This is a genomic window from Pseudomonas sp. 20-5, assembly GCF_056782835.1.
In genome coordinates, this window is sequence record NZ_CM165584.1 from 5,832,015 (window position 1) to 5,852,651 (window position 20,637).

The 20,637-nt window shown below is 66.7% G+C and carries 22 protein-coding genes and 1 tRNA gene; 15 read left to right on the plus strand and 8 right to left on the minus strand.

Going from position 1 to position 20,637, the window contains the following annotated elements:
• The first annotated feature begins 86 nt into the window (after positions 1-86).
• From AC1RB9_RS26825 to AC1RB9_RS26845, 5 genes are all read left to right on the plus strand, one after another.
• Entirely contained in the window at positions 87-905 is an 819-nt protein-coding gene (locus AC1RB9_RS26825; RefSeq protein WP_003457664.1) for a CPBP family intramembrane glutamic endopeptidase, read from the plus strand.
• A 149-nt stretch (positions 906-1,054) separates the two neighbouring features.
• Positions 1,055-2,341, plus strand: a complete 1,287-nt coding sequence (locus tag AC1RB9_RS26830) for a murein hydrolase activator EnvC family protein (RefSeq protein WP_003123645.1) — start codon at positions 1,055-1,057, stop codon at positions 2,339-2,341.
• 28 nt (positions 2,342-2,369) lie between these two features.
• Entirely contained in the window at positions 2,370-3,680 is a 1,311-nt protein-coding gene (cptA, locus tag AC1RB9_RS26835) for a proteolytic complex protein CptA (protein ID WP_003123646.1), read from the plus strand.
• Positions 3,680-4,453 (plus strand): divergent polysaccharide deacetylase family protein, encoded by a 774-nt coding sequence (locus AC1RB9_RS26840; RefSeq protein WP_003096069.1) that lies wholly within the window; start codon positions 3,680-3,682, stop codon positions 4,451-4,453. The genes cptA and AC1RB9_RS26840 overlap by 1 nt, the downstream gene beginning before the upstream one ends.
• 68 nt (positions 4,454-4,521) lie before the next feature.
• Entirely contained in the window at positions 4,522-6,003 is a 1,482-nt protein-coding gene (locus AC1RB9_RS26845; RefSeq protein WP_033873857.1) for a hypothetical protein, read from the plus strand.
• 36 nt (positions 6,004-6,039) lie between these two features.
• Here the strand turns inward: AC1RB9_RS26845 and AC1RB9_RS26850 are convergent, their stop codons facing one another.
• From AC1RB9_RS26850 to hisB, 8 genes are all read right to left on the minus strand, one after another.
• Positions 6,040-6,795 carry a substrate-binding periplasmic protein gene (locus AC1RB9_RS26850; RefSeq protein ID WP_003096075.1) on the minus strand — a complete coding sequence of 252 codons (756 nt, stop codon included), beginning with the start codon at positions 6,793-6,795 and terminating at the stop codon, positions 6,040-6,042.
• A gap of 149 nt (positions 6,796-6,944) precedes the next feature.
• The gene (locus tag AC1RB9_RS26855; RefSeq protein ID WP_003106330.1) at positions 6,945-7,697 is read right to left on the minus strand and encodes a substrate-binding periplasmic protein; all 753 of its coding nucleotides are present in this window, start codon (positions 7,695-7,697) and stop codon (positions 6,945-6,947) included.
• 90 nt (positions 7,698-7,787) lie between these two features.
• A complete protein-coding gene (locus AC1RB9_RS26860; protein ID WP_003457672.1) occupies positions 7,788-8,534 on the minus strand; it encodes a substrate-binding periplasmic protein in 747 nt (248 codons plus the stop codon).
• 171 nt (positions 8,535-8,705) lie between these two features.
• Complete coding sequence (gene hisF / locus AC1RB9_RS26865; protein WP_003106334.1) at positions 8,706-9,476, minus strand: imidazole glycerol phosphate synthase subunit HisF; 771 nt, start codon at positions 9,474-9,476, stop codon at positions 8,706-8,708.
• A 10-nt stretch (positions 9,477-9,486) separates the two neighbouring features.
• The gene (gene hisA / locus AC1RB9_RS26870) at positions 9,487-10,224 is read right to left on the minus strand and encodes a 1-(5-phosphoribosyl)-5-[(5-phosphoribosylamino)methylideneamino]imidazole-4-carboxamide isomerase (RefSeq protein ID WP_003106336.1); all 738 of its coding nucleotides are present in this window, start codon (positions 10,222-10,224) and stop codon (positions 9,487-9,489) included.
• Positions 10,225-10,272: 48 nt separating this feature from the next.
• Positions 10,273-10,533, minus strand: coding sequence for a DUF2164 domain-containing protein (locus AC1RB9_RS26875; protein ID WP_003096084.1), 261 nt, complete (start codon positions 10,531-10,533; stop codon positions 10,273-10,275).
• A 3-nt stretch (positions 10,534-10,536) separates the two neighbouring features.
• Complete coding sequence (gene hisH, locus AC1RB9_RS26880) at positions 10,537-11,175, minus strand: imidazole glycerol phosphate synthase subunit HisH (RefSeq protein ID WP_003096087.1); 639 nt, start codon at positions 11,173-11,175, stop codon at positions 10,537-10,539.
• Positions 11,175-11,768 carry an imidazoleglycerol-phosphate dehydratase HisB gene (gene hisB, locus AC1RB9_RS26885; protein WP_003096088.1) on the minus strand — a complete coding sequence of 198 codons (594 nt, stop codon included), beginning with the start codon at positions 11,766-11,768 and terminating at the stop codon, positions 11,175-11,177. The genes hisH and hisB overlap by 1 nt, the downstream gene beginning before the upstream one ends.
• A 160-nt stretch (positions 11,769-11,928) precedes the next feature.
• Between hisB and AC1RB9_RS26890 the strand changes: the two genes are divergently transcribed.
• The 10 genes from AC1RB9_RS26890 (at position 11,929) to AC1RB9_RS26935 (ending at position 20,606) form a co-directional block, all read left to right on the plus strand.
• Positions 11,929-12,327 (plus strand): acetyl-CoA sensor PanZ family protein, encoded by a 399-nt coding sequence (locus tag AC1RB9_RS26890; RefSeq protein ID WP_003457678.1) that lies wholly within the window; start codon positions 11,929-11,931, stop codon positions 12,325-12,327.
• Between the two features lie 36 nt (positions 12,328-12,363).
• Entirely contained in the window at positions 12,364-12,600 is a 237-nt protein-coding gene (locus tag AC1RB9_RS26895; RefSeq protein WP_003112622.1) for a hypothetical protein, read from the plus strand.
• Entirely contained in the window at positions 12,597-13,703 is a 1,107-nt protein-coding gene (locus tag AC1RB9_RS26900) for an NAD(P)/FAD-dependent oxidoreductase (protein WP_003457682.1), read from the plus strand. The genes AC1RB9_RS26895 and AC1RB9_RS26900 overlap by 4 nt, the downstream gene beginning before the upstream one ends.
• Before the next feature lie 93 nt (positions 13,704-13,796).
• Positions 13,797-16,049, plus strand: a complete 2,253-nt coding sequence (locus AC1RB9_RS26905; RefSeq protein ID WP_003105535.1) for an AsmA family protein — start codon at positions 13,797-13,799, stop codon at positions 16,047-16,049.
• Positions 16,046-17,113 (plus strand): A/G-specific adenine glycosylase, encoded by a 1,068-nt coding sequence (gene mutY / locus AC1RB9_RS26910; protein WP_003110600.1) that lies wholly within the window; start codon positions 16,046-16,048, stop codon positions 17,111-17,113. The genes AC1RB9_RS26905 and mutY overlap by 4 nt, the downstream gene beginning before the upstream one ends.
• Positions 17,114-17,156: 43 nt before the next feature.
• Positions 17,157-17,429 carry an oxidative damage protection protein gene (locus AC1RB9_RS26915; protein ID WP_003096100.1) on the plus strand — a complete coding sequence of 91 codons (273 nt, stop codon included), beginning with the start codon at positions 17,157-17,159 and terminating at the stop codon, positions 17,427-17,429.
• A gap of 27 nt (positions 17,430-17,456) precedes the next feature.
• Positions 17,457-18,539, plus strand: coding sequence for an oxidoreductase (locus AC1RB9_RS26920; RefSeq protein WP_003096102.1), 1,083 nt, complete (start codon positions 17,457-17,459; stop codon positions 18,537-18,539).
• Between the two features lie 113 nt (positions 18,540-18,652).
• Positions 18,653-18,728, plus strand: a tRNA-Phe gene (locus AC1RB9_RS26925).
• Positions 18,729-18,933: 205 nt separating this feature from the next.
• Positions 18,934-20,139: a tyrosine-type recombinase/integrase gene (locus AC1RB9_RS26930; RefSeq protein ID WP_033873860.1), complete on the plus strand. Its 1,206-nt coding sequence runs from the start codon at positions 18,934-18,936 to the stop codon at positions 20,137-20,139.
• Positions 20,136-20,606, plus strand: a complete 471-nt coding sequence (locus AC1RB9_RS26935) for a hypothetical protein (protein ID WP_124123154.1) — start codon at positions 20,136-20,138, stop codon at positions 20,604-20,606. The genes AC1RB9_RS26930 and AC1RB9_RS26935 overlap by 4 nt, the downstream gene beginning before the upstream one ends.
• The last annotated feature ends 31 nt before the right edge of the window (positions 20,607-20,637 follow it).

Here is a 20,637-nt window from a genome sequence, read left to right on the forward strand (position 1 = left end):
CCCCCCTGCCTCCCGCTACGTCGCCGAGGCCCGTGCTAGCCTTGCCCGCGCTGTCTTTTCCATCTGCCCTACAAGGATTTCCGCCGATGTGGTTCCTCCTCGCCACCTCGCTCCTCGCCCTGTCCTTCCAGCGCCTGCTGGCCCTCGTCTTGCTGCTCGCGACCTGCTGCCTCGCCTTCTACGACGGGGTTCTCGCTCCGCCTGCGGTCGCCGCCCTGGCTGCACTGGGCGTCCTCGCCCTGTTACGCCGGCGCCTGGCGGCACGCCGCGCCTGGGCCCTGGGCCTGGAGCTGCTGCTGGTCGCCGGCGCGGTGGGCCTGTTCCTGCACCTGCTACCCGGCTTCGCCAACCCCAGGGTCCTGGACAAGGCGGTGGTCGGCCCGCAGAGCCTGCCGTTCACCATGTACTTCAACTTCGACAAGGCACTGGTGCCGTTCCTGCTACTGGCCTGCCTGCCGAGCCTGTTCCGCGACGAAGCCCGCGCTCCCGGCCGCCCCTGGTACTGGCTGCTGCTCGCGGCGGCGGTGCCGGCGCTGCTTCTGCTGGCTGTCGGCGTCGGCCTGCTGCGGCCGGAACTCCACGCGCCGGCCTGGCTCTGGCAGTTCGTCCTGGCCAACCTGTTCTTCGTTTCCCTTGCCGAGGAAGCGCTGTTCCGCGGCTACCTGCAGCAACGCCTGGGCCAATGGCTGGGCCCCTGGCCCGCCCTGGCGCTGGCCTCGGCGCTGTTCGGCCTGGCGCACTTCGCCGGCGGCCCGCTGCTGATGCTGTTCGCCGGCCTCGCCGGGCTGATCTACGGGTTGGCCTGGCTGTGGAGCGGCCGCCTGTGGGTGGCGACGCTGTTCCACTTCGGGCTGAACCTGACGCATCTGCTGCTGTTCACCTACCCGCTCTACAGACCCGCCTGATGCCCGTGGCCTTCGTCGTCGACGACATCCGCCGCTGCCATCCGGCTGAAATACGTGGAAGCGCCCCACAGCGCGCGGTGCGGGGCGTTTTTTTTAACGGCGGCCACGGGCATACTAGGCCGGTCCAATTCCCAGGTGCCCGCCACCCCATGCTCCGCCTCCTTCCTCTCCTGCTATCCCTCGCCTGTCTCGCTCCGGCCTTCGCCGACGAGCGCGCCGACACCCAACGCCAGCTGGAACAGACGCAGAAGGACATCGGCGAGCTGAAGAAGCTGCTGGACGGCATCCAGCAGGAAAAGAGCGGCGTGCAGAAGCAGCTGAAGTCCACCGAGACCGAGATGGGCGACCTGGAAAAACAGATCAAGGCCCTGCAGGACGAGCTGGACAAGAGCGAAGCCGAGCTGAAACGGCTGGATGGGGAGAAAAAAAAACTCCAGGACGCGCGCATTGAGCAGCAGCGCCTCCTCGCCATCCAGGCCCGCGCGGCCTACCAGAGTGGACGCGAGGAATACCTGAAGCTGCTGCTGAACCAGGAACACCCGGAAAAATTCAGCCGCACCCTCACCTACTACGACTACATCAACAAAGCCCGTCTCGAACAGCTCGCCAGCTTCAACGAAACCCTCCGCCAGCTGGCCAACGTCGAGCAGGACATCTCTGCGCAGAAAGCCGAACAACTGAGCAAGCAGGGCGAGCTGGACAGCCGCCGCGAGGCGCTGGCAGCGACCCGCAAGGAGCGCCAGCAAGCCCTGGCCAAGCTGAACAGCGACTACCGCGAACGCGACCAGAAGCTCAAGTCCCGCCAACAGGACCAGGCCGAGCTGGCCAAGGTACTGCGGACCATCGAGGAAACCCTGGCCCGCCAGGCCCGCGAAGCCGCCGCCGCGGCGGAGCGCGAGCGCCAGCGCGCGCTGGCCGCCGAACGCGAGCGTGCGCGCCAGCAGCAGGCCGCCCCCGGACGAGTCACCAGCCCGCCGCGCGAACCTGCGCCGGGCCCGCTGGTCTCAAGCACTGGCGCGGTCTACGGCGGCGCGTTCGGCTCGGCCCGCGGCAAGCTGCCGTGGCCGGTGAATGGCCGCGTCGTGGCGCGCTTCGGCAGCCAGCGCGGCGACGATCCGCGGGCGAAATGGGACGGCGTACTGATTTCGGCGAGCGCCGGCAGCACCGTCCGCGCGGTGCACGGCGGACGCGTGGTATTCGCCGACTGGTTGCGCGGAGCCGGCCTGTTGGTCATCCTCGACCACGGTGGCGGCTACCTCAGCCTTTATGGCCATAATCAAAGCCTGCTGAAAGACGCCGGCGACACCGTGAAGGCCGGAGACCCGATCGCCACCGTTGGAACCAGCGGCGGCCAGAGTAGCCCGGCCGTGTACTTCGCCATTCGCCATCAGGGCCGCCCGGCGGACCCTACTACCTGGTGCCGCGCACAGGGATAGGCGCCGAACTCGTGATTAGGAGCTGAACATGCTGCATTGCTTCCGTCCCACCACCCTGGCGCTGGCCCTGCTGCTCGGCGCGGGCGCGGCCCAGGCTGCCGACGCCCCGGCCGACGCCGCGCCACTGGCCAACGGTAGCAGTGCCCCGCTGCCCCTCGACGAGCTGCGTACCTTCGCCGAGGTTCTCGACCGGGTGAAGGCCGCCTATGTCGAGCCAGTGGACGACAAGACCCTGCTGGAGAACGCCATCAAGGGCATGCTCAGCAACCTCGACCCGCACTCCGCCTACCTCGGCCCGGAGGACTTCGCCGAGCTGCAGGAAAGCACCAGCGGCGAGTTCGGCGGCCTGGGCATCGAGGTCGGCAGCGAAGACGGCTTCATCAAGGTGGTCTCGCCGATCGACGACACCCCCGCGGCCCGCGCCGGCATCCAGCCCGGCGACCTGATCGTGCAGATCGACGGCAAGCCGACCAAGGGCCAGTCGATGACCGAAGCGGTCGACAGCATGCGCGGCAAGGCCGGCTCCGCGATCACCCTGACCATCGTCCGCGATGGCGGCAGACCGTTCGACGTCGAACTCAAGCGCGCCATCATCAAGGTCAAGAGTGTCAAGAGCCAGGTCCTCGAACCCGGCTACGCCTACCTGCGCATCACCCAGTTCCAGGTCAACACCGGCGAGGAAGTGGTCAAGGCGCTGAACCAGCTGCGCAAGGACAACAAGGGCCGTCTCAAGGGCCTGGTCCTGGACCTGCGCAACAACCCCGGCGGCGTGCTGCAGTCCGCCGTCGAGGTAGCCGACGCCTTCCTCACCAAGGGCCTGATCGTCTACACCAAGGGCCGCATCGCCAACTCCGAGCTGCGCTTCAGCGCCGACCCGGCCGATCCCAGCGACAAGGTTCCGCTGGTGGTGCTGATCAACGGTGGCAGCGCCTCGGCGGCGGAAATCGTCGCCGGTGCCCTGCAGGACCAGAAGCGCGCGATCCTGATGGGCACCGACAGCTTCGGCAAGGGCTCGGTGCAGACCGTGCTGCCGCTGAACAACGACCGCGCCCTGAAGCTCACCACCGCGCTCTACTACACCCCCAACGGGCGCTCCATCCAGGCCCAGGGCATCGTTCCGGACATCGAAGTCGGACGCGCCAAGGTGACCCAGGAGCGGAGCAGCTTCGAGGGCTTCAAGGAAGCCGACCTGCAGGGCCACCTGGCCAACGGCAACGGCGGCGCCGACCGCCCCACCGGCAAGCGTGCCGCGCCGAGCGAGCGCCCGCAGGATTCCGACTACCAGCTCAGCCAGGCCCTTAGCCTGCTGAAAGGCCTGAGCGTCACCCGCGGCAACTGATGTCGGCGTTTCGCGTTGCCCTGCTGGGCCTGTGCCTGCTGTTCAACCAGGCCCAGGCCCGCCAGGACCCCGTCCCCTACCAGCGCCCGCCGCTGCTGACCGTGGTCATCGATGACCTCGGGCAGAACCTGGCACGCGACCGCCGGGTTCTCGACCTGCCCCCCGGCGTAACCCTGGCGATCATCCCGGAAACCCCGCATGCCGCCGAACTGGCCCGCGAGGCGCACCAGCGCGGGCGCACGGTGATCCTGCACATGCCGATGGACCCGGCCGGCGGTCCCTACGCCTGGCGGCCGGAGCTGACCCAGGAAGAGCGTGCGCGGCGGCTGGACGCGGCGCTGGCCAAGGTGCCGTTCGTGCAAGGCCTGAACAACCACGAGGGCAGCCGCATGACCGCGGTGCGCCCGGCGATGGCCTGGCTCGCCGAGGAACTCCAGCGTCGCGGCCTGTACCTGGTCGACAGCCGCACCAGCGCCGCCACCGTGGCCGCCAGCGAGGCGCAGCGGATCGGCCTGGCGAGCGTCTCGCGCGATGTGTTCCTCGACAACGAAGCCACACCGGAAGCGGTCTCCGCACAACTGCAGGCCGGCGTCGCCCTGGCCCGCAAGCAGGGTTCGGCGTTGCTCATCGGCCACCCGCACAAGGCCACCCTCGACGTGCTGGCGCGGGAGCTGCCGAAGCTGCGCGCCCAGGGCATCGAGCTGGTACCGCCGCAGATGCTCATCGGCGAGCGCGGCAACCGCAACGTCAACCCACGCCAGGCGCCGCACTGAAGCCGGGTTTACCGGCGTCGCGGCAGCGGTTAAGGTGGCGTCCTCGTCATTCCTGCACGGACGCACCGATGGCCCGCCCTTCCCCTCCCATGCCCCTGCTCGCCGCCGCCCTGCTGGTCGCAGGCGCGATTCCCCTCGGTTTCATCTGGATCCTCACCAGCGCCAAGTTCGAGATAGGCGGCGCCAGCCCCGGCGAGAGCACCGTCGGCAAGGTCGAGAACATCGACCAGCGCGCCATGGAGCAATTCTGCACCGGCGTGCGGGCGACGCCCGCCGGCACCTGGCTGGTAGGCCGGCGCGAGGTCGGCCGCGACGAGCAGGCTCTGCCCGAGGGCGTCATCGACCTGGACCTGGTGGCGACCGCCCAGCCCAGGGAAGAAGAGTCCGAACCCCACCTCTTCAACTTCCTCAACGGCATGCTGCTATCCGGCGGCGATCCGGAAACCACCTATGTCTCGCGCCTGGGCGCGGACGGCGTGTTCCACGAAGTGGCGCGGCTCGGCGAGACCGCCTGCCTGGAAGTCACGCCGGACGGTTCCAGCGTCTTCCTGCTCACCGGCCTGCGGCGCCCGGGCAAGGACAACGGTCAGCGCGAGCAGACAGTGGTGCTGCGCAGCGACGACCAGGGCAAGAGCTGGCGGCGGCTCGAGGAAGGCTTCATGGCCGAGGCGAATCGACTGGGCTGGGCTCTCGCACCGCGCTTCCACGGCAAGGACGAAGTCTGGGTCTGGGGTGATTTCGAATACGGCGGTGCCGATGGCGGCCAGGAACCCGGCCAGCCGAGCGGGCTGTTCTATTCGCCCGACCGCGGCGCCAGTGTCGAGTCGATCGCCACCTCCGCGCCGCTGCTGGTCGACCTCGCCTACGCCCGCGAGTTGGCGCCGAACGGCGTCAGCTGGGGCGACTACAACGGCAAGCACGGGCAGATCAAGGCACACGTCGCCCAACTGGACGCGGAGCGCGCCGCGATCTGGGTAAGCCAGACCTTCCGCTATGGCCCACCCGAGGGGCGCTACCTGACCAGCTCGATATTGGTCACCACCCAGGCCGAACTGCGCCGCGAGGGCGGACGCTGGCAGATGGGCGCGATCCGGCGCACCGACGGCGTGGCCGTCGAGCGCCTGGAACAGAACATGGACGGTCGGGTGATCGCAGTGCTCGACCACCCCGACGAATCGCGCTCGCTGATCGCCGAGCTCGATCGCGACGCGCTCGAATGGAAGATCACCGGCAAGCTGCCCAGCCCGTTCTGGCCCCTGCCGTCCAGTTCCGGGCTGCGCGAGTTCTACATGGGCAGGAATGTGCTGCTGGCCAACACCATGAGCCACTACGAAGTGCCGCTGTGGCTGTATCCCGACGAAGAGCCGGCGAGCGTCTCCGCCAACGCGGTGTACTACTCGGACGACTGGGGCTCATCCTGGCGCCGCCTGGACATCGCCGGCTACCTCGGCGTGCTCGGTTTCGACGAGGCGCACGACCGGGTGTTCTGGGCCCGCGGCAACTGGTACGACAGCCGCGACCTCGGCGTCCAGGCCTACGACCTGAACTGAGCCCCCTCGCCGCGCCGGCGGAGGGGCGCCCGCCAGTCAGAGGTAGTTGGCGACGGCTTCGTCGACGAAGCCTTCCTGGCGCATCTGCTCCAGGGCCTTTTGCAGGCGCTCCACCACCTCGTCCGGAGTGTCCTTGTTCAACGCCAGGTAGAGCTTGGCCTCGTTGAAACGCAGCACCGTCTGCAGGCCGGACACGCCTTCCTGCTTGGCCAGGTAGCGGCCGACCGGATCGGTGGTGGCCCACAGGTCGATCTGCCCGCCGGTAAGCTTCTTCACGTTTTCCTGGTCGCGCAGGGCGTTGATCACCGGGATGCCCTGGGCCTCCAGGTGCTGGCTGACCGCGTCGTTCTTGTAGGCGCCGAGCTTGTAGCGGGCGGCGTCCTTGAGATTCTTCACGGCGATCTTGCTGCCGGCCGGCGCCAGCAACACCCAACTGGTGTCGGCCAGCGGGCCGACCCATTTGAACTGCGGCACCCGCTCGGGGGTGTAGGTCATGGAGAACAGCCCGTAGCCGGGCTTGTCCAGGGTCAACCGGTACAGGCGGTCCCAGGGGAAGCGCAGGCTCAGGGAATAGCCGATGCCGGCGCGCCTGAACATCTCCCGGACGATGTCGGCACTGATGCCGTCGATGCCGTCGTCGCGGGCGAAGTTCTTGTCGTCCACCGCCATGTTGAAGGGCGGGAAGTTCTCGGTCAGCAGCACCACCTTGTAGTCGGCGGGCAATTCGGCACGGGCCGCGGAGGCCCCCAGCAACACCCCCAGGATCAGGGTCTGGATCAGGACTTTCAGCATGGTCACACCGCTCGCTTGGTTATCGTTATTGGCTAGCGGCATCCCTGCGTCAGGACGAAATACCTGGCTCGTCGGCCTTCCATGGCATTGCCGGCGGGGCCGGCAAAGGCGTTTCCCCGCCCGGCCCCCTGTTGGCCGGACGGAGCGAATCAGAGATAGCTGTTGAGGATGTCCTCGACGAAGCCTTCCTTGCGCATGCCGTCCAGGGCTGCCTGGAGCTTCTGCACCACTTCGTCGGGAGTCTCGCGGTTGAGCGCCAGGTACAGCTGATCGCTGTTGAAGCGCAGCACCGTCTTCAGGCCGGTCACGCCTTCCTGCTTGGCCAGGTAGCGCCCGGCGGGATCGCCGCTGGCCCAGAGGTCGATCTGGCCCTTGACCAGCTTCTGCGCGTTTTCCTGGTCGCGTAGCGCCAGGTCGGCCTCGAAACCGTTCTTGCCGAGGAACTCGGCGATGGCATCGCCCTTGTAGGCGCCGATCCGGTATTTCTTCGCCTCGTCCAGGCTGCCCAGGGTGATCGGGCTGTCGCCCTTGGCCAGCAGCACCCAGTCGTCCGGGCCGATCGGACCGACCCACTTGAACTTGTCCTCGCGCTCGGCCAGGCGGGCGGTGACGAACACCCCGTAGCCGGGCTTCTCCAGCGCCAGCTTGTAGATGCGGTCCCAGGGGAAACGCAGGGTCAGGCTGTACTTGATGCCGGCGCGCTTGAACATCTCGCGGACGATATCCACGGCGATGCCGTCGATGTTGTCTTCCTGGGCGAAGTTCTTGCCGTTGATCGCCATGTTGTACGGCGGGAAGTTCTCCGTGAGCAGGACCATGCTGTAGTCGGGATCGGTTTCGGCGCGCGCGCCGCCGACCAGCAGCAGGGTTGCGAGCAGCGCGAAGAGCAGGCTTCTTTGCATTGTTGTCATCCTGTCAGGGGCCTGGAGCGAGGCAGAATAACCAGCGCCGCGCCGCCAGGCCAGCCTTTTGCCAGCATCGCCGGCGAGGCGTCAGTAGCGCTCGCGGATCTGCTTCAACAAGCCTTCGCTGCGCAGCGCGTCGACCGCCGCTTGCAACTTCTGCACCAGCTCGTCCGGGGTGTCCTTGTTCAGCGCCAGGAACAGCTCGGCGGTATGGAAACGCTGGACCACCTTCACCTCCTTGAGGCCCTCGCGCTGGGCGACGTAGCGCCCGCTCGGATCGGCGGTGACCCAGAGATCGATCTGCCCACTGGCCAGCTTGTCGACGTTCTCGTTGTCGCGCAGCGCCAGTTGCACCTGCAGGCCGCGGTCGACCAGGTGCTGACTGATGGCGTCGTTCTTGTAGCCGCCGATCCGGTAGCGCGCGGCGTCTTCCAGGCTGTTCAGGTGGATGCTGCTGTCGCCGCGGGCCATCAGTACCCAGTCGTTGACCGCCAGCGGGCCGACCCACTTGAACTTGTCCTCGCGCTCCGGCGTACGGGCGGTGGAAAACACGCCATAGCCGGGCTCGCTCAGCGCCTGCTGGTAGACCCGGTCCCAGGGGAAGCGCAGGATCAGCTGGCACTCGATCTGCGCGCGCTCGCAGGCGGCGCGCACGGTATCGGTGCTGATGCCGCTGATGCCATCGTCCTTGGCGTAGTTGCCGCCGTTCACCGCCATGTTGAACGGCACCAGGTTCTCGGTCAGCAGGACCAGGGTTTCGGCGCGCGCCAGGGCGCTAGCGCATAGCAGGGCCAGGCTGCCGACGCAGCCGAGAGCCAGACGGAAGATGGACATGGAGGACTCCCTGTCGGTCGCAATGTTTGTCGTTATGGCAGGGCATCGGCGCTCTAGCGGCACCTGATGCGGGGGGCGTGACTGTACCTGAAAGAAAGCCGCGCGAGTGTCGACTCGCGCTCAGGAATGGCTAGCCGATCACCGGCCCTGTGCGCTGCGGCGCAACGCGCCTCAGCGCACCACGATACCGCGGCTGGCCAGGTAGGCCTTGGCTTCCGGCACGGTGTACTCGCCGAAGTGGAAGATGCTCGCCGCGAGCACCGCGTCGGCCTTGCCCTCGAGGATGCCGGCGGCCAGGTGCTCCAGGTTGCCGACGCCGCCGGAAGCGATCACCGGCACGTTCACCGCCTCGCTGATGGCGCGGGTCACGCCCAGGTCGTAACCGCTCTTCACGCCGTCCTGGTCCATGCTGGTCAGGAGAATCTCGCCAGCGCCCAAGTCTTCCATCTTCTTCGCCCAGAGCACGGCATCCAGCCCGGTGGGCTTGCGCCCGCCATGGGTGAAGATTTCCCAGCGCGGCGCCTCGCCCGGGGCGGAAACCTTCTTCGCGTCGATGGCGACCACGATGCACTGCGAGCCGAAGCGGTCGGCGGCCTCACCGACGAACTCGGGGTTGAACACCGCGGCGGTGTTGATCGAGACCTTGTCCGCGCCGGCATTCAACAGGTTGCGGATGTCCTGCACGCTGCGTACGCCGCCGCCCACGGTCAGCGGAATGAACACCTGGCTAGCCATGCGCTCGACGGTATGCAGGGTGGTGTCGCGCCCGTCGACGCTGGCGGTGATATCGAGGAAGGTGATCTCGTCGGCACCCTGCTCGTCGTAGCGGCGAGCGATCTCGACCGGGTCGCCGGCGTCGCGGATGTTCTCGAACTTGACGCCCTTGACCACTCGGCCGTTGTCCACGTCGAGGCAGGGGATGATGCGTTTTGCCAGTGCCATGCGGTTCGCCTCAGGCCTTGAAGTTGTCGCACAGCGCCTGGGCTTCGGCCACGTCCAGGGTGCCTTCGTAGATCGCCCGGCCGGTGATGGCGCCGATGATCCCCGGGGTGCGGGCGTCCAGCAGCTTCTGGATGTCGCCGAGATTGTGGATGCCGCCGGAGGCGATCACCGGGATCCGCGTGGCATTGGCCAGCGCGGCGGTAGCCTCGACGTTGCAGCCCTGCATCATGCCGTCCTTGGAAATATCCGTGTAGACGATGGCGGACACCCCGTCGGCCTCGAAGCGACGAGCCAGGTCGATCACCTGGACTTCGCTGACCTCGGCCCAGCCGTCGGTGGCGACGAAACCGTCCTTGGCATCCAGGCCGACGATGACCTTGCCCGGGAAGGCGCGGCAGGCCTCGCCGACGAACTCAGGCTGCTTGACCGCCTTGGTGCCGATGATGACGTAGCTGACGCCGGCGCGAACGTAATGCTCGATGGTTTCCAGCGAGCGGATGCCGCCGCCGATCTGGATCGGCAGGTCCGGGTAGCGACGGGCGATGGCGGTGACCACCTCGCCGTTGACCGGCTTGCCTTCGAAAGCGCCGTTCAGGTCCACCAGGTGCAGGCGGCGGCAACCGCCATCGACCCATTTGGCGGCCATCGCCACCGGATCGTCGGAGAAGACCGTGGCGTCTTCCATCAGGCCCTGGCGCAGACGCACGCAGGCGCCGTCTTTCAAGTCGATCGCGGGAATGATCAGCATCGGTGAACCCTGTTCAAGTCTGTATTCGGTGGACAGGCGCGCGGAAACTCAACTCTTTTCCAGCGCCCAGACATCGCTCTCGATGCTTTCGAACCGTTCCTTCAGGTACGACTGCACGTCGAGGATGGCCTTGTTGTAGAAGTACGGGGCGAACTCGCGGGCGAAGAAATCGAGCAGTTCCTCGGCTTCGAAGGAACCCAGCTCCAGTTCGAAGCGGTCCTCCATGAAGCGCTTGATCGCCAGTACCGCGTCCTGGGTCTGCGCGGCGTCCAGCTGGAGGATCGGCGTCTTGCTCTTCGCCCTGGCCATGGCCTACCAGCGCCCGTCCCAGGCCACGAAGTTCTGCAGCAGTTGCAGGCCGTGGGTATGGCTCTTTTCCGGGTGGAACTGCACGGCGAAACGCGAGCCTTCGGCCAGCGCGGCGGCGAAATCGACGCCGTAGTGCCCGTGCCCCACCACCTGGCGCGGGTTACCGGCCTCGATGTAATAGCTGTGCACGAAGTAGAAGCGCGCCTGGTCGGGAATCTCGTGCCACAACGGGTGCTCCACCGCCTGGCTCACCTGGTTCCAGCCCATGTGCGGCACCTTCAGGTGCTCGCCGGCTTCGTGCAGGTCCTTGCCGAAGAAGCGCACCTGGCCGGGGAACAGACCGATGCAATCGACCCCGTCGTTCTCCTCGCTGCGCTCCAGCAATGCCTGCATGCCGACGCAGATGCCGAGGAACGGGCGGTCCTGGCTGACCTCGCGGACCAGGGCGTCGAAGCCCAGGCGGCGGATCTCGGCCATGCAGTCGCGGATCGCGCCAACCCCGGGGAACACCACCCGGTCGGCCTCGCGGATCACCGCCGCGTCGCTGCTAACCAGCACCCGGCCGGCACCGACGTGCTCAAGGGCCTTGGCCACCGAGTGCAGGTTGCCCATGCCGTAGTCGATCACGGCTACCGTCTGCATCACAGGCACCCTTTGGTCGACGGCATCTGCCCGGCCATCCGCTCGTCCAGCTCGATGGCCATGCGCAGCGCGCGGCCGAAGGCCTTGAACACGGTCTCGATCTGGTGGTGGGTGTTGTGCCCGCGCAGGTTGTCGATGTGCAGGGTCACCTGGGCGTGGTTGACGAAGCCCTGGAAGAATTCCATGAACAGGTCGACGTCGAAGCCGCCGACGCTGGCACGGGTAAAGGGAACGTGCATCTGCAGGCCGGGCCGCCCGGAGAAGTCGATGACCACCCGCGACAGCGCCTCGTCGAGGGGCACGTAGGCGTGGCCGTAGCGGCGGATGCCCTTCTTGTCGCCGATGGCCTTGGCGAAGGCCTGGCCGAGGGTGATGCCGATGTCCTCGACGGTGTGGTGATCGTCGATATGCAGGTCGCCCTTGCACTCGATGTCCAGGTCGATCAGGCCGTGGCGGGCGATCTGGTCCATCATGTGGTCAAGGAAGGGAACCCCGGTATCGAACCGGGCCTTGCCGGTCCCATCCAGGTCGATGGAGACCTTGATCTGGGTCTCCAGGGTGTCGCGCGCGACGGATGCCTTGCGTTCGGCCATCACCAGCTCCACAGCTAACACTGCACGTAATTATAAGAGGGCCAGCATTATAGGCAGGCCCGGGCTGGCGCTGCCAGCCGCGACCGTCGGCGCGAATCGCCCCACGGGCGGCGGGCCAGGCCTTACACTGCGCTCCTTTCATCCCGCCGCGGAGAGCCGCATGCCCGTGATCGTCGAAACCCTCGCCCAACCCAGCGCCCAGGATCGCCTGGACCTGGCGAAGATCTACGCCGACGCGCCGGACTGGCTGTTCGCCCCGCATGCCGACGGCGCGGCGCTGGTCGCGGCCGGGCTGGCCGCCGACGAGCTGATCGCCGGGCGCTTCAACGACCGCCTGCTGGGTGCCGCCCTGCTGCGGCGCGGCGACGACGCCTGGCAGCTGTCGCACCTTTGCGTGCGCGGCATCACCCGCGGCCGCGGGGTCGGCCGACGCCTCCTCGACGAGGCCCGGCGCCTGGCTGCCGAAGCCGGCAAGCCGCTGCGCCTGGTCGCCCCGGACGGGCACCTGGAGGCCCGTGCCCTCGCGGCACGCCACGGGCTGCCGCTGGACAGCCTCTGATATGCTCGGTGGCGGTCCCCGCCACGGAGCTTCGCCATGTCCTTTTCCTCCGCCGAACGCGCCGCCCTGCTTGCCCTCAAGGGGGTCGGCCCGACCGTGCTGCAACGCCTGGAGCAGATGGGCCTTGACAGCTTCGTCCGGCTGCGCGACTGCGACGCCGCGAGTATCCTCGCCCAGGGCGCGGCCCTGACCGGCTCCAGTTGCTGGAAGAACAGCCCGCAGGCGCGGGCAGCGATCGTCGCCGTGCTGCAGCGCGCAGCCAGCGACGCATGAACGACGTCGACGTACTGGTAGTCGGCGCCGGCGCCCTCGGCCTGGCCTGCGCCGCGCGCCTGGCCGAAGCCGGCCACGGCGTACTGGTGGCGGAGCGCGAACGGCTGGTCGGTAGCCACACCTCCAGTCGCAATTCCGAAGTGATCCACGCCGGCCTCTACTACCCGCCCGGCTCGCTCAAGGCCGATCTCTGCCTGGAAGGCCGCGAACGCCTGTACGCCTGGTGCGCCCGCCACGGCGTCGGCCACCGGCGCATCGGCAAGCTGCTGGTGGCGGTGGAGGAAAACGAGCGCGAGAGGCTCCAGGCCCTGGCGGCCAACGCACGCGCCTGCGGGGTCGACGACCTGATGCCGCTGGACGGCACCACGCTGCGCGCGCTGGAGCCCCAGGTCCGCGGGGTCGCCGCCCTGCTCTCGCCGAGCACGGGAATCATCGACAGCCACGCCTACCTGCAATCGCTGCAGGCCGTCGCCGAACGCCACGGCGCACAACTGGCGCTGGACACCCGGGTCGACCGCCTGGAGCGCCACGCCGGCGGCTGGCGCGCCGAAGGACAGAGCGTCGGCGAAGCGTTCCGGTTGCGCGCGGGCTGGGTGGTCAATGCCGGCGGCCTGTTCGCCCAGGCGCTGGCGCAACGCACCGAAGGCCTCGATCCGCGCCAGGTGCCGGCGCTGCACCTGTGCCAGGGGCGCTATTTCTCCTACAGCGGCCGCTCGCCGTTCCGCCACCTGGTCTACCCGATGCCCGAGGCGCGCACCGCCGGGCTCGGCATCCACGCCACCCTCGACCTCGGCGGCCAGTTGCGCTTCGGTCCCGACGTGAATTACGTGGACAACCTCGACTACCGCGTCGACGAATCCCTCCGCCCCGCCTTCGCCCAGGCCATCTCGCGCTACTTCCCCGGCATCGATCCTCGGCGCCTGGCCGCCGGCTACGCCGGCATCCGGCCCAAGCTCGGCGGGCCGGGGGAACCCGCCGCCGACTTCATCATCCAAACCCCTGCCGAACACGGCCTGCCCGGCCTGGTCAACCTGTTCGGCATCGAGTCGCCCGGCCTCACCGCCAGCCTGGCGCTCGCCGAACGGGTCGCCCGCGCACTCTGAGACGAGGTTTCGCCGCGCGCAGGGTCGGCCTGGCAAAACGGCGTTGTTATACTCGCCCGCACATTCACCGCTGCCAGCACAAAGGATTCGTCCATGAAAGCATTCGGCAAGGTCCTGGGGCTGTTCTTCCTGGGACTCTTACTGCTCGTCGTGGCCCTGGGCTTCGCCCTGACCCACCTGTTCGATCCCAATGACTACAAGGACGAAATCCGCCAGATCGCCCGCGACAAGGCCAACCTGGAGCTGGACCTGAAGGGCGACATCGGCTGGAGCCTGTTCCCCTGGCTGGGCCTGGAACTGCACGACACCAGCATCGCCAGCGCCGCCACGCCGACCAAGCCGTTCGCCGACCTGCAGATGCTCGGCCTGTCGGTGCGGGTCCTGCCGCTGCTGCGCAAGGACGTACAGATGAGCGCGATCCGCGTCGAAGGCCTGAGCCTGGACCTGGTCCGCGACAAGCAGGGCAAGGGCAACTGGGAAAACATCGGCAAGCCGGCCCAGCCCCAGGCCCCGGCCGCTCCTTCCGCCACCCCGCCGGCAGCGGACGGCAAGGGCGCCCAGGCGCAGGCACCGGAGCAGGCGCCGCAGAACGACAGCCCGCGCACCCCGATCAAGCTCGACATCGACAGCCTCAATGTCAACAACGCCCGCGTCACCTACACCGACGAAGCCAGCGGCAAGCAGTACAACGTCGAGGGCATCGAGCTGAGCACCGGCGCCATTCGCGAAGGCAGCAGCATTCCGCTGAAGCTCAACGCCTACCTCGGCACCAACCAGCCGGTGGTACGGGTCAAGACCGAGCTGACCGGCAACCTGCGCTTCGACACCGCGCTCAGGCGCTACCAACTGGAAGACGCCAGGCTCTCCGGCGAAGCCTCGGGCGAGCCGCTGCAAGGCAAGACCGCCACCTTCTCCGCCCAGGGCCAGTTGCTGCTCGACCAGTCGGCGCAGATCGCCGAGTGGAACGGCCTGAAGCTGAGCGTCAACCAGTTGCGCGCCCTCGGCGAACTGAAGGCCCGCGAGCTGGACAAGGACACCAAGTTCAGCGGCGGCCTGTCGATCGCGCCGATGAACCTGCGCGAGTTCCTCGCCGGCATCGGTGTGACCCTGCCGGCCATGGCCGATGCCAACACCCTCGGCAAGTTCGAGCTGAACACCCGCCTGGCCGGCAGCCGCAACAGCCTGAATCTCGAAGACCTCAAGCTGGGTCTGGACGACACTGCCTTCAGCGGCCGCTTCGGCATCGCCGATTTCGCCAGGCAATCGCTGCGCGCCCAGCTCAAGGGCGACAAGCTCGACCTCGACCGCTACCTGCCGGCCAAGGCCAAGCAAGCCCAGGATGCCGCCAGCGCCACGCGCAAGGCGGAAGTCGACGCCACCGTGGCCAGTGCCGCCCAGGGCAACACGCCGCTACCGGAAAAACCGACCAGGCAGGCCTGGAGCGACGCGCCGCTGCTGCCCATCGCGACCCTGCGCAAGCTCGACCTGGACGTGGCGCTGAACTTCGGCCGGCTGACCGTCGAGAAGCTGCCGATCGACGACGCCAGCCTGAAGCTGCGCGGCCAGGGCGGCGTGATCAGCCTCGACGACATGCGCGGCGGGCTGTACAACGGCCGCTTCAACGCCAAGGCCAACCTCGATGTACGCCAGGACAGCGCCGTGCTGACCGCCACCAAGCACATCGCCAACGTGCCGGTGGAGCGCCTGCTCGAAGCCCAGGGCAAGAAACCGCCGGTGAAGGGGCTGCTCGATCTCGATGCCGACATCCGCACCAGCGGCAACAGCGAGAAATCCTGGATCGACCATCTCAACGGCAACGCACGCTTCAGCCTGATCAACGGCGTGCTGCCCGACGCCAACCTGGAGCAACAGCTCTGCCAGGGCATCGCTACCCTCAACCGCAAGGCCCTTGCCGGTACTCACGGCGGCAAGGACACGCCTTTCCGCGAGCTCAAGGGCAGCCTGAACTTCACCAACGGCGTGGCCAGCAACCCTGACCTGAAAGTGGCCATTCCCGGCCTGGCGGTCAGCGGCCACGGCGATATCGACCTGCGCGTGCTGGGCATGGACTATCGCATCGGCGTGGAGATCCAGGGCGACAAGAGCGACATGCCGGACCCGGCCTGCCAGGTCAACCAGCGCTACGCCGGCATCGAATGGCCGCTGCTCTGCCGCGGCCCGCTGGAACTCGGCGCCAAGGCCTGCCGCCTGGACAAGGAAGGCATGGGCAAGGTCGCCGCGAAACTGGCCGGCAATCGCCTCAACGAAAAACTCGAAGAGAAGCTCGGCGACAAGGTCAGTCCGGAGCTGAAAGACGCACTCAAAGGGCTGTTCAACCGCAAATGACACCTGAAGGCTTCAACGGCGCGGTCCTCGACTGGTACGACCGTCACGGTCGCAAGGATCTGCCCTGGCAGCAGGGCATCACCCCCTACCGGGTGTGGGTCTCGGAAATCATGCTGCAGCAGACCCAGGTCAGCACCGTGCTCGGTTACTTCGACCGTTTCATGGCAGCGTTGCCCGACGTCGAGGCACTGGCCGCGGCGGCCGAGGACGAAGTCCTGCACCTGTGGACCGGGCTCGGCTACTACAGCCGTGCGCGCAACCTGCACAAGACCGCGCAGATCGTGGTCGAGCGGCATGCAGGGGAGTTCCCCCGCGACGTCGAGCAACTCGCCGAACTGCCCGGCATCGGCCGCTCCACCGCTGGAGCCATCGCCAGCCTGTCGATGGGCCTGCGCGCACCGATCCTCGACGGCAACGTCAAGCGCGTACTGGCGCGCTACCTGGCGCAGGACGGCTATCCTGGCGAACCGAAGGTGGCCAGGGCGCTGTGGGAAGCCGCCGAACGCTTCACCCCGCACGCACGGGTCAACCACTACACCCAGGCGATGATGGACCTCGGCGCCACCCTCTGCACGCGCAGCAAGCCCAGTTGCCTGCTTTGCCCGCTGGTCTCGGGCTGCCGCGCGCACCTGCTCGGCCGCGAAGCCGATTATCCGCAGCCCAAGCCGCGCAAGGCGTTGCCGCAGAAGCGCACGCTGATGCCGATCCTGGCCAACCGCGACGGCGCCATACTGCTCTACCGGCGGCCTTCCAGCGGACTCTGGGGCGGGCTCTGGAGCCTCCCCGAACTGGACGACCTCGACGGCCTCGAACCGCTCGCCGCGCGCCATTCCCTGGCCCTCGGCGAGCGCCGCGAACTGAGCGGCCTGACCCATACCTTCAGTCATTTCCAGCTCGCCATCGAGCCCTGGCTGGTGGCGGTGGAAGGCGCTCCGCGCGCCGTGGCCGAGGGCGACTGGCTCTGGTATAACCTCGCCACCCCGCCGCGCCTGGGCCTCGCCGCTCCGGTGAAGAAGCTGCTCAAGCGCGCAGAACAGGAACTCGGACGCGGCACGGCCGCGTGAATGCCGGGCCCGCGGGCCCGGCGGCAACTGCAGGAGAACGACCATGAGCCGCACCGTGATGTGCCGCAAGTACCACGAAGAGCTGCCCGGCCTCGACCGCCCGCCGTATCCTGGCGCGAAGGGCGAGGACATCTACAACAACGTGTCGCGCAAGGCCTGGGACGAGTGGCAGAAGCACCAGACCATGCTGATCAACGAGCGTCGCCTGAACATGATGAACGCCGAGGACCGCAAGTTCCTCCAGCAGGAGATGGACAAGTTCCTCTCCGGCGAGGACTACGCCAAGGCCGACGGCTACGTGCCGCCATCCGCCTGACCCCCACCCCGCCCGACGGAGGCCGCCATGACCCCATCCCTCTCTGGCCTGCCTCCGATCCGCACCGCGCTGATCGGCTACGGCTTCGCCGGCAAGACCTTCCACGCCCCGCTGATCCGCGCGGTACCGGCGTTGTGCCTGGAGCACGTGGTCTCCCGCGACCCTGGGCGGGTGCACGCCGACCTGCCCGAAGCCCGGGTCAGCGCCGATCCGGATGAGGCCATCGAGGCCGCCGACATCGACCTGGTGGTCATCGCCTCGCCCAATGCCACCCACGCCAGCCTCGCCGAACGGGCCTTGCGCGCCGGCAAGCACGTGGTGGTGGACAAGCCGTTCACCGTCACCCTGGCCGAAGCCCGGCGCCTCGCCGACCTCGCCCGCGAACGGCCTGGCCAGGTCCTCTCGGTGTTCCAGAACCGGCGCTTCGACAGCGACTTCCTCGCCGTGGAGGCCGCCCTGCAGGCCGGCAGCATCGGCCCGGTGCGCTACTTCGAGTCGGCCATCGAGCGCTTCCGTCCGCAGGTCCGCGACCGCTGGCGCGAACACGACCTACCCGGCTCCGGGCTGTGGTTCGACCTCGGCCCGCACCTGCTCGACCAGGCACTGTGCCTGTTCGGCATACCGCAGCGTATGCACGGACACCTGCGCCGGCTGCGCGAGGGCGCGCTGACCGACGACTGGTTCGAGGTCCTGCTCGACTATCCGCACTGCCAGGTGGCGCTGCGCGCCAGCATGCTCGCTGCCAATCCGGCGCCACGCTTCAATGTGCACGGCGACCACGGCAGCCTGCTAAAGGCCGGCGCCGACATCCAGGAAGCGCAACTGCTCCAGGGACTGCACCCCGGTTCCGCCGGCTGGGGCCGCGATCCCGACCTGTTGCAGCATATCGACGGCCAGGGCCTGCGCCAGTCGCTGGTCACCCCGGCTGGCGACCAGAGCCGCTACTACCAGGCGCTGGCCGCCGCCATCCGCGGTCAGTCGCGCAACCCGGTGTCGGCGCAACAGGCCTGCGCGCTGATGGCCCTGCTGGAGTTGGCACGACGCTCCGCCGAGGAAGGCCGGAGCCTGCCGGTGGAGCTGCGCGACGAGGAACGCCAGGCCTGGAACTGAGGCACGGCAGTCCGGCGGAAACCGCGAGGGGATCGTAAGGCGTTAAAAAACAAAAAAAATTTCTTCGCCGGTGTTGACACTGCCGCGCTAAACCCGTTTAATTGCGCCCCGTTGCCCAGGTAGCTCAGTTGGTAGAGCAGGGGATTGAAAATCCCCGTGTCGGCGGTTCGATTCCGTCCCTGGGCACCATATATAGGTCCCGAGAGATACCAAGCAGTCTCGGAACCCCAAGAGAACCGGCCTTTGAGCCGGTTTTTTTGTTTCTAGCGGTTCCAGACGATCCCTTGTAAGCCCAAAGTTTTGTGAGTAGATTCGTGAGTAGACCAGTTCGGTCATGAATTTCTACTCACACCCGGCACCAGCCCGGCGCCTGGCGTGGCTTACGGGGAAAACCGTGCCTCTCACAGACTCCGCCGCCCGCACCGCCAAGCCCAGGGAGAAGCTCTACCGCCTCTCAGACACCTTGGGCCTGAGCCTCGAAATCACCCCCACCAGCAGCAAGCTCTGGCGCTTCCGCTATCGTTTTGCTGGCAAGCCCAAAATGATCAGCCTCGGGGCCTACCCCACCGTCACCCTCGCAAAAGCGCGAGAACTGCGCGACGTTGCACGATCACAGGTTGCCGCTGGGATAGACCCTTCTCAACACAAACAAGCTGAGAAGCGCGCCAGAGAGGCCGAGGCGTATACCTTCGAGAAACTGGCTAACGAGTGGTATGCCTACAGCGCGCCACGCTGGGCAGAGGCGACGGCCTACAAAGCTCGCCTCTATCTGGACAACGACATCATTCCAGGCATTGGCAAGCGCTCCGTAACGGAGATCACCCGTCCAGATCTGGTAGATCTGGTACGCACCGTAGAAGCACGCGGAACCCTGAATGCCGCCGGCAAGATCCGGCAGTGGCTCAACCAGATATTCCGCTTTGGCCTGGCCAAGGGGGTGGCCGTCACCAACCCGGCCACAGACTTAGACGTGGTAGCCGCGCACGCGCCACGAGCGAAGCATCATCCCCATATCCCACTGAGTGAAATTCCCGAATTGCTGGAAAAGTTGGCTGGAGCCAGGTGCGACCAGACCACCAAGATTGCCATTCGCCTTTTACTGCTGACCGGTGTACGCCCCGGGGAACTACGTCAGGCTCCCTGGTCTGAGTTCGATCTTGATGCCGCTACCTGGACCATCCCAGCAGCCAGAATGAAGGCCAGGCGCCCGCACATCGTCCCCCTGCCAACCCAGGCCGTGGAACTGCTCCGTAACCTACAAGAAATCACCGGACGCTATGGCCTCGCTTTCGCTGGCAAGGCAAACCCTGGGCGCCCCATGTCCGAGAACACTGTCAACAAGGCCCTTCGCATCATGGGATACGAAGGTCGACAGACTGGACACGGCTTCCGCCACCTGCTCAGTACCGAGTTGAACAGCCGAGGCTATAACCGAGACTGGATCGAGAGACAGCTCGCCCATGGTGACGACAACGAGATTCGCGACACCTACAACCACGCCAGCTACTTGGAGCAGCGCCGTGCAATGATGCAATCCTGGGCCGACTCGGTAGATGCCCTGTACGCTGGCGGCAACGTTGTGAGCATAAAACGAGCATGAAAAAGGATATCCCAGTATTCAGCCTTGATTTACTACACCGCACAGGTTCATTTACAGATACAACGATCGGATACGCTCTTGCATACAGGTTTTGCAATGATGTTAAAAAGACAGGCAAGCCAAGCGACGAGGACTTGAAGGCGGTCGCCCATGCCTTGCGGGCAATTATAGAGATGCGCGGGAAAACAAATAGCGAAATCATGGATGAAGTGGCCGAACGACTAGGAACAAAAAAGAAACAGGGACAGGAACGAACAGCTGAAGGAACAAAATTCAGAAATGCGACCCTGGTTGCTCAATATCTGGTAGAAGTAGAGAAACACATCAATCAGGGAGTAAGCCGCAAGAAAGCAGAGATCGCAGCCAGAGTACCATTTTGCGAAAAACTTGGAATTGGCGACCGTAGATTCAGAGACATGATTCGGGAGCATCGAGAAATTGCCGAGGCTCTATTAAAAATACTTTAGATTTTTGGAATAGAAAAAAATAGATAATGCT